10 protein-coding genes and 1 pseudogene are annotated in these 7,385 nt (G+C 61.5%); 5 read left to right on the forward strand and 6 right to left on the reverse strand.

From position 1 onward, the window contains the following. Positions 1–251: 251 nt before the first annotated feature. Both BG842_RS16685 and BG842_RS16690 read right to left on the reverse strand, forming a co-directional pair. Positions 252–527, reverse strand: a complete 276-nt coding sequence (locus tag BG842_RS16685; protein ID WP_007977355.1) for a winged helix-turn-helix domain-containing protein — start codon at positions 525–527, stop codon at positions 252–254. Positions 528–588: 61 nt separating this feature from the next. Beyond that, positions 589–873, reverse strand: a complete 285-nt coding sequence (locus BG842_RS16690; RefSeq protein ID WP_069451646.1) for a DUF357 domain-containing protein — start codon at positions 871–873, stop codon at positions 589–591. Between the two features lie 113 nt (positions 874–986). Here BG842_RS16690 and BG842_RS16695 point away from each other — a divergent pair, with 113 nt between their 5' ends. Continuing rightward, positions 987–2,324, forward strand: a complete 1,338-nt coding sequence (locus BG842_RS16695; RefSeq protein WP_069451647.1) for an FAD-dependent oxidoreductase — start codon at positions 987–989, stop codon at positions 2,322–2,324. A gap of 83 nt (positions 2,325–2,407) precedes the next feature. Further along, positions 2,408–2,737, forward strand: a complete 330-nt coding sequence (locus tag BG842_RS16700; protein WP_069451651.1) for a hypothetical protein — start codon at positions 2,408–2,410, stop codon at positions 2,735–2,737. A 4-nt stretch (positions 2,738–2,741) separates the two neighbouring features. Here BG842_RS16700 and BG842_RS16705 read toward each other — a convergent pair whose 3' ends face one another. Continuing rightward, complete coding sequence (locus BG842_RS16705) at positions 2,742–3,962, reverse strand: inorganic phosphate transporter (protein WP_069451648.1); 1,221 nt, start codon at positions 3,960–3,962, stop codon at positions 2,742–2,744. Positions 3,963–4,205: 243 nt separating this feature from the next. Between BG842_RS16705 and BG842_RS16710 the strand changes: the two genes are divergently transcribed. Continuing rightward, positions 4,206–4,505, forward strand: a complete 300-nt coding sequence (locus BG842_RS16710; protein WP_007977346.1) for a hypothetical protein — start codon at positions 4,206–4,208, stop codon at positions 4,503–4,505. Here the strand turns inward: BG842_RS16710 and BG842_RS16715 are convergent. Both BG842_RS16715 and BG842_RS16720 read right to left on the reverse strand, forming a co-directional pair. Then, entirely contained in the window at positions 4,502–5,338 is an 837-nt protein-coding gene (locus tag BG842_RS16715; protein ID WP_069451649.1) for an MBL fold metallo-hydrolase, read from the reverse strand. The genes BG842_RS16710 and BG842_RS16715 overlap by 4 nt on opposite strands. A 234-nt stretch (positions 5,339–5,572) precedes the next feature. After that, positions 5,573–5,920, reverse strand: coding sequence for a hypothetical protein (locus tag BG842_RS16720; RefSeq protein WP_069451650.1), 348 nt, complete (start codon positions 5,918–5,920; stop codon positions 5,573–5,575). 237 nt (positions 5,921–6,157) lie between these two features. Between BG842_RS16720 and BG842_RS27855 the strand changes: the two genes are divergently transcribed. Continuing rightward, positions 6,158–6,640 carry a GntR family transcriptional regulator gene (locus tag BG842_RS27855; RefSeq protein ID WP_083252599.1) on the forward strand — a complete coding sequence of 161 codons (483 nt, stop codon included), beginning with the start codon at positions 6,158–6,160 and terminating at the stop codon, positions 6,638–6,640. 3 nt (positions 6,641–6,643) lie between these two features. Next, positions 6,644–6,835, forward strand: coding sequence for a hypothetical protein (locus tag BG842_RS27860; protein ID WP_083252600.1), 192 nt, complete (start codon positions 6,644–6,646; stop codon positions 6,833–6,835). Positions 6,836–6,901: 66 nt separating this feature from the next. On the opposite strand, the pseudogene BG842_RS16730 reads toward BG842_RS27860, so the two are convergent. Beyond that, positions 6,902–7,302 (reverse strand): annotated as a pseudogene (locus tag BG842_RS16730) (enoyl-CoA hydratase/isomerase family protein). Positions 7,303–7,385 lie beyond the last annotated feature (83 nt).

Here is a 7,385-nt window from a genome sequence, read left to right on the forward strand (position 1 = left end):
AACAAGTTATCCCACGAGTAGATGTAGAACGCCAGCGCGTTTTGTGCGAGGAGCAGGACGGAGAACACCGACAGACCGAGCGTTGTTTCGACTGAAACTGACGGTAGTTGTCGAGCCACACGTAGCTCAAGCCGAGAAGTAACACCACGTTGAGCGCCGTGGAAACCCGCGCGACGTCTATCCAGATTCCCATCCGTCGTCCCTCCTTTGTAATCGTGTTCGCATATATGCTTTCCCAGATTCGGCCATACTCATTCCACCTTCCCGATTATCTCCTCGACCGTCTCCCAGTGCTGTCGCACTCGGTCAGTCAACAGGTACACCGCACCGTACTCGTCGCCGCTGTTCTCGACGATTCCGTTGTCCATGAGGACGTCCAGATGGTGACGAACCGTCTTGTAATCGAGGTCCAAGTCCTCCGCGAGTTGGTTGGCGTTCCGTGGTCGCTCGTCGACGGCCCGGACCAACCGAACGCGGTTGGCTCCGCCACGGGTACCGGTGAGCACGTACCAGAGGACGCCCTCCATCACCCCCAACCGAAACACTCTGCCCACGTAAGCGCATCGCCCTACTGATTCAGTATGCGGCCTACACCGTGAACAGATGTCCCTCTCGGGGAACGTCGAAGACGCCGATGCGCGCCCCTGCGTCGAGCCACGCGTGGCCGTAGGAAAACGACGCCAGCGCGTTGACGAAATCGCCCTCGTCCTTGAAGTGCCGCCCGTCCTCCAAATACGACCGGGCCATCTCCCGGCAGTCCACCGCCGCTTCGCCCATCGGGGTGTCCGTCGGCGCGGCGATTTCGGCGGCGTCGAGCGCCTCCGACAGCAGGCGTTCGTAGCGGTTCGTCTTCTCGACTAACTCTGCGGGCATAGCCGAATCGTGGCGGAGCGCGAAGGTAAGAGCTTCGAGCGAGTCCGACGGTGAAACCGGAAACGACGGGAGACAGCGCAAGGTAAATACACGACGACGAGTGATATTGCACCATGAACGAAGAGCCTCGTGTCGAGATGTACATCAAGGAGAACTGTTCCTATTGCGATAAGGCCAAAGAACTCCTCGACGGAAAAGGAGTCGAGTACGAGACGTACAACGTAACCCGCGACGAGGAGCTGTTCGAGGAGATGGTCGAACGCGCCGACGGGCGGAAAACCGCCCCGGAAGTGTTCATCGACGACGAGCTCATAGGCGGCTGGGACGAAACCTGCGCGCTCGAAGAGGAAGGCAAGCTGGACGAAAAGCTGGGCCTCGCGCTGGCCGACGGCGGTGAAACCGTCGATTCCGACCCGGAACACCGGAAAGTAATCGTTTCGGGGAGCGGCATCTCGGGACTCACCGCGGCGATCTACTCCGCCCGGTCGAACAACGACCCGCTCGTCCTGCAGGGCGACGAACCCGGCGGGCAGTTGACGCTCACGACGGACGTGGAGAACTACCCCGGATTCCCCGACGGCATCAGCGGACCTGAACTCATCAACAACATGCAGGAACAGGCCGAACGCTTCGGTGCCGACGTGCGGACCGGCATCATCGAGGACGTTGACGAGTCCTCCCGTCCGTTCCGCGTCGAGCTCACGAACGGCGACGTGTACACGACCGACGCGCTCATCGCGGCCAGCGGCGCGAGCGCCCGCACGCTCTCGATTCCGGGCGAGGACGAACTGATGGGCTACGGCGTCTCGACCTGTGCGACCTGTGACGGCGCGTTCTTCCGCGACGAGGAGATGATCGTCGTCGGCGGCGGCGACGCCGCCTTCGAGGAGGCGACCTTCCTGACGAAGTTCGCGGAGAAGGTGTACCTCGTCCACCGCCGCGAGGAGTTCCGCGCCGAGGACTACTGGCAGGACCGCCTGCAGGAGAAGGTCGACGACGGCGAAATCGAGGTCATGAAGAACACCGAAGTCACCGAGATTCACGGCTCGCCCGAGGAAGGCGTGGACCACGTGACGATGGTACGAAATCCCGACGGAAAGCCGTCCGAGAAACTCGACGACCCCGAAACCGAGGAGTTCGACTTCGACATCGGCGCGGTGTTCCTCGCAATCGGCCACACGCCGAACACGGGCTACCTCAAAGACACGGGCGTCGAACTGGACGAGGAAGGCTACATCCGAACGCAAGGCGGGAAAGGCGGAGACCAGACGAGGACGGACGTGCCCGGCATCTTCGGCGCGGGCGACGTGGTGGACTACCACTACCAGCAGGCCGTGACCGCCGCGGGAATGGGCTGTAAGGCGGCCCTCGACGCGGACGACTATCTGGAGACGGCCGAAATCGGCGAGGCGAGCGCCGCCCAAGAGGGTGCGGCGGCCTCCGACGACTGATCGAGGATTCGAGGCACGACGTTTTTCCGCGAAGTGAACGTCCAGCCACAGCGTTTAGTGTATGGACGCGAGTAGTGGCCCGCATGGACTTCGACCTTCGCGTCTCCGAACTGGACCCCCTTCACGGGCGGCTCGAAGAAGCACAGGAGCGCGTCTTCGAGTTACAGGCGGGAACACGGGTGGACTCAGACGAGTTCTTCTCGAAGGAGTTCATGCGAACTCACACCCAGTACGACTCGTTTCGCGCGTTCTATCGGGGAGGTTCGTGGGACCTCGACGAGGCGGGAGACATGGACGAACTCCCGAACGACCGTCTCGACGGCTACGTCGCGGAGACGACGGAGTTCGAGACGTGGGAGGAGATGAAGACGGCGGCGGCAGAAGAGGAGATACTCGACCAACTGGTCTCGTGAGCTCTCACGTGAACCCGGGAATCATCGTCAGCACGCGATAGAGACCGAAGCTGATGAGTCCGGCACCGACCATCGAGAACACCCACGCGCCGAGCGTGTAGCCCGCTTTGGACGCCGAAACGCCGCCGCCGGACCCGGACGAGCGAACGGCCAAGCCAGCGCCGACGATGCTGGAAATCATCACCTTGTTGAACGAGATGGGGATACCGAGGACGATTGCGAGTTGGGCGATGAGGAAGGCGGGGATGAGCGCGGCGATGGACCGACGCGGACCCAGCGACGCGTACTCCTGTGAGACGGCCTGAATCAGGCGCGGTGCGCGGGTCCACGCGCCGACGAGGATGCCGAGGCCGCCGAGCGCGAGGAGGTACACCGGGGACAGGTGAAGGTCCGTTTCGAAGATGGATTCGAGCGGTCCGGTCGCCAGACCGACCTGCGTCCCGCCGCTCGTGAACACGACCATGAGGCCGAGGACGACCAGAAACCGATTGATTCCCTTCTCCTCGTTACCCGTGAGTGCCCATCGCGTAGCGAGGAGGGCGAGGAGTCCGAAGCCGACGCTGATGACGACCATGCCGAGGGTGTAGCTTCCGAAAACGTGGTCCGGAAGCAGGTGCCAGTCGGTCGAGAGCGCACGGGCGATGGACCCCGGCGCGCCGTTCGGTTTCGGCGTCACCGTCAGTTGAATGTTGGCGACGGCGTAGCCGACCAGTCCGGCCAACAGAGGGATGCCGACCGATTCCGGTACCGACTCGCTTCTGAGCGTCCGAGCGACGCTGTAGGCGATGATGGCGTTTGCGATAGGAATCGTGAACCAGAAGGCGAGGATTCTGACGTACTCGTCCGTGGCGAACCCCCCGCCGAGCGAGATGCCCGCGCCGACCATCGCCCCCGTGACGGCGAACGCCGAGGGAATCGGATAGCCGCGCGTGTTGCCGATGGTGATGAGCGTCGCGGCGGTCAGCAGGGCCGCCGCGGCCGCGACCGGCGTTATCGTCACGCCGGTCACGAGGTCTTTCCCGATGGTTTCGGAGATGCTCCCGCCCTGGACGATGGCCCCGAGTCCGGCGACGACCCCGACCAAGAGCGCGGCGCGGAGGACGGACAGCGCGTTCGCCCCGACGGCGGGTGCGACGGGCGCCGAATTGCTGTTCGCGCCCACCGTCCACGACATGAACATCGATGCCGTCAGCGCGACGGCGACGACGAGAACTAACGATGCCATTGTGCGTGTGACGACGGGTCGGGGGGTAGTTGTGTCACGATAGTACGAAAGAGATTTTTCTCCTTCAGATTCATCGCTACTCCCTACCGAATACAGCGTTAAGTGGCCTTTGGTACGAATTCCACCGAATTGGTTCGAGAAAAGTTACGGATGGCTTGTACCGATACGGACACAAATTTGAACCCGCGGTCGCGGTGCAGTCGGCATCCACAGACCCTTAACGCTTCACGTCAAAGCGGAGGTATGGTAGATACCGACTCCGTCGAAACGGAAACGTACACCATCGAAGGACCGGACGGCAACAGCGACGAGATCGAACTCCCGCCGGGACTCATCGACCTCCTCCGCGAAGAGGACGAATCCCGCGAAACGGTCGTCGGCGACATGGCTATCGTCTCGTTCGTCCAGCAGGCCCACGCGGCCGTTCACCACACGCAGGGCGAACCCAGCGAGGACGTCGTTGCCATCGAGGAAAAGGCGCGAGAACTGTTCGAGGACCGAATCGGCATCACATTCGAGCAGGCGACCGGCCACTCGCACTAACGGTCAACGCGGTCGCCGATTTCTACGATTTCGAGTGACTCGGGGTAGTCGTAACTCCGCGTGTGGTCGTAGAGCGCGGTCGGGTCCGCCGTCAGTCCTTTCCACATGTCCCAGTGGGTCGGAAGCAGGCAGTCCAGTTGCAGGGCGTCCGCGGCGGCGGCGATTTCGTTTTCGTCGCTGTACCATTTCGTGTACTTCGGCTCGCGGGTTTCCTTGTCGGGAATCCAGCCGTCGGAGCCGAACGCCAACACGCCGAGGTCGATGTCGTACTCCTCGCCGATGGCGGCGAGTTCGTCGCCGGGTTTGGTGTCGCCGCCGTGGAAGAACGTGGCCGACGCGTGTTCGATGACGTAGGAGACGGGGTGGGTCGCGTCGTCGTCGTGAGCGGGTTCGACGTGGACGGTGAACTCGCCGACTTCGAAGGTGTCGCTCTCCTCGACCGCTTCGAATTGGTCGGGAGAAACGTCCCACTCCTCGGTCCACTTCTCGTCGTCGCGCGCGACGGCGAGGCTGTCGTCCGGCGCGTAGAACGTCGCGCCCGTCGATTCGAGGATGGGGGCTTGACTCGGCCCGTGAACGTGGTCGGTGTGTTCGTGGGTCGCCAGCACCGCGTCCGCTTCCGTCACGTCGTCTGGGTCGAACGGAACGGGGATCATTCGCACCGTTCGCGGTGGGTCACCGGTCCCGACGTAGGGGTCGATGAACAGCGTCGTTCCGTCGCTCCCCTTCAGGATGAATCCGTTACAGCCGAGATACCAGAGCGAGAAACCCTCCGGCGTCGCGTCTTCGACCGCGCGTGGCAGCCAGTCTCCCCAGTCGCTGTGAATCGCCATACCGAACACTGCTCGACAAGTGCGCCTAAACCTTGCGCTCGTGCCCCCGTCTGGTCGCTTATATGTCCGAAGAAATACAGTATAAATCGACAACTCCGGATTGTTAACCAAAGACATATATCCTAACAGTCACATCCCGAGAACGCCTGCGGACGGTGTTTTCACTGTCACAGCAGGCAGTCGGTACTGCAATGTGTTTCTGACGGGTGCGGCCTCTACCGCCGCACCTCACATTCACCCGAACGTACCAGTGGCACGTTCGAAGGCGGTTTTGAGCGTCGGGTCGTCGAACGCGCGCTCCACGGTGTTCGTGTCGATATCGTACTCGATGCAGCCATGGCAGTCGAGTCGCGGCAGGTGATTGTGGTGCAGTTCGATGGACACACATCGTCTGTCGTCAGTGCAGACGGCTTCGTGTTCGACGACGAACGTGGCGAGTTCGTCCAACGAAACCGGACACTCGTGGTCCAACAGATAACGGAGGGCGATACGTCGCCGATGGTGTCCGTAGATCGAGAACAGTTCCGCTGTCGATGAAACGCATGTGTCGTCGTGGTGGTTCGTATGTGTGTTCGTAACCATTTCTCCCTCCTTGCAGTCAGGTAGTCCGGCGACGGGGAGTGTCGGGCCTACACGTAGCGGGGACCGGTGTCCGAACCGAGTCCGAACGATTGAATAATAATACTAGATGATTATTACTTTAATTAACCAAACGAGGTTCGAAGTCGAAAACCCGTCTCGAAAACTAACCGATGTTTATAATTGTTACTGTTTTTTAAAAACACCTTTTTAAGGGAGGAGAAGAATCGATGGATGAGTATGAACGATTCTGGTGAGCGTCCGGACGTGTTGCTTTCGACAGTCGTCAAGCGTGCCGGATTTCTCACCGCTCTCGCGTCGGGGCCGATACCGAAACGACATCTCAGGGACGAACTCGACGTGTCCCGCTCGACGGTTTACAAAGCGGTTCGGGAACTCCACGAGTACGAACTCGTCGAACGAACCGACGAGGGTCTCGCGTTGACCCTCGCGGGCGGATGCTCGAATCCGAGTACGGCGCGTTTCGAAGCGTCGCCGAGGACGTCAATCGAACCCGAGAACTGCTCTCGGTTCTCCGAACGATTCGAGGGTGTCCATCGAACTCGTCGAAGACGCCACGACGATTTTCGCCGAACGACACGCACCGAACCATCCTCTCCGATATTTCGAGGAGATGGTTTCCGATGCCGACCGGGTGTTGGGTATCTCGCCCGTCGCACTTCCGCAGTACGTCGAACTGTTTCACGACCGCACCGTCGGTGAGGGATGGCCGCCGAGTTGGTGCTCGAACGTCCGGTCGTCGAATATCTCATCACCGATTACGGCGAGCGGTTGAACGAAGCACTGGCGTCGAACCAGGTCTCGATTTGGGAGCTAGACACGACGCTTCCGTTCGGTCTCATCGTCACCGAAGGAAACGGGATGGCGTCAGCCTCGTCGTCTACGACGACCGGGTGAACTCCGCGGTCTCCTCACGAACGACACCTCCGACGCGATGGCGTGGGCGAAAGACGTGTTCGAAACCTACCGCGAGCGAGCGACGCTCATCGGTGGGCCGTAACTACCGCTCTTGCCACTCGGGTCGCGGTCTTCGAGGAAGGCGTCGATACCCTCGTTTTTGTCCTCGGAGGCGAACAACAGGGCGAACAGTTCGGCCTCGTACTCGATGCCCGCCTCCAAGTCCATCCGACTGCTTGCTTTGACCGCCTTCTTCGCCAGTTCGAGCGCCGTCGGGCTTTTGTCGGCCATCCGTCCGCGAGTTCGTACACGCGGTCCTCGAACTCGTCGTCGGCGCACACTTCGTCCACGAGCCCGATGTCGTATGCCTCCTCCGCGTCGATGATTTCCCCGGAGAGAATCAACCGCATGGCCTGCCCCTCACCGACCAAACCGCGCGAGTCGTTGCGTGCCGCGCCGCCGGGCATGATGCCGAGGTTGATCTCGGTTGCCGAGTTTCGCACGTTCGTGTGCGATGCGCACGTCACAGCCCTGCGCGAGTTCGCATCCG

The sequence above is a fragment of the Haladaptatus sp. W1 genome, from assembly GCF_001723155.1.
Lineage (GTDB): Archaea > Halobacteriota > Halobacteria > Halobacteriales > Haladaptataceae > Haladaptatus > Haladaptatus paucihalophilus.

What these genes read in the sequence shown, in the direction of transcription:
- BG842_RS16695 (WP_069451647.1), top strand. Translation starts at nt 987, where the DNA reads ATGAACGAAGAGCCTCGTGTCGAGATGTACATCAAGGAGAACTGTTCC.
- BG842_RS27860 (WP_083252600.1), top strand. Translation starts at nt 6,644, where the DNA reads ATGGCCGCCGAGTTGGTGCTCGAACGTCCGGTCGTCGAATATCTCATC.
- BG842_RS16710 (WP_007977346.1), top strand. Translation starts at nt 4,206, where the DNA reads ATGGTAGATACCGACTCCGTCGAAACGGAAACGTACACCATCGAAGGA.
- BG842_RS16715 (WP_069451649.1), bottom strand. Translation starts at nt 5,338, where the DNA reads ATGGCGATTCACAGCGACTGGGGAGACTGGCTGCCACGCGCGGTCGAA.
- BG842_RS16700 (WP_069451651.1), top strand. Translation starts at nt 2,408, where the DNA reads ATGGACTTCGACCTTCGCGTCTCCGAACTGGACCCCCTTCACGGGCGG.
- BG842_RS16720 (WP_069451650.1), bottom strand. Translation starts at nt 5,920, where the DNA reads ATGGTTACGAACACACATACGAACCACCACGACGACACATGCGTTTCA.
- BG842_RS16705 (WP_069451648.1), bottom strand. Translation starts at nt 3,962, where the DNA reads ATGGCATCGTTAGTTCTCGTCGTCGCCGTCGCGCTGACGGCATCGATG.
- BG842_RS16690 (WP_069451646.1), bottom strand. Translation starts at nt 873, where the DNA reads ATGCCCGCAGAGTTAGTCGAGAAGACGAACCGCTACGAACGCCTGCTG.
- BG842_RS27855 (WP_083252599.1), top strand. Translation starts at nt 6,158, where the DNA reads ATGAACGATTCTGGTGAGCGTCCGGACGTGTTGCTTTCGACAGTCGTC.
- BG842_RS16685 (WP_007977355.1), bottom strand. Translation starts at nt 527, where the DNA reads ATGGAGGGCGTCCTCTGGTACGTGCTCACCGGTACCCGTGGCGGAGCC.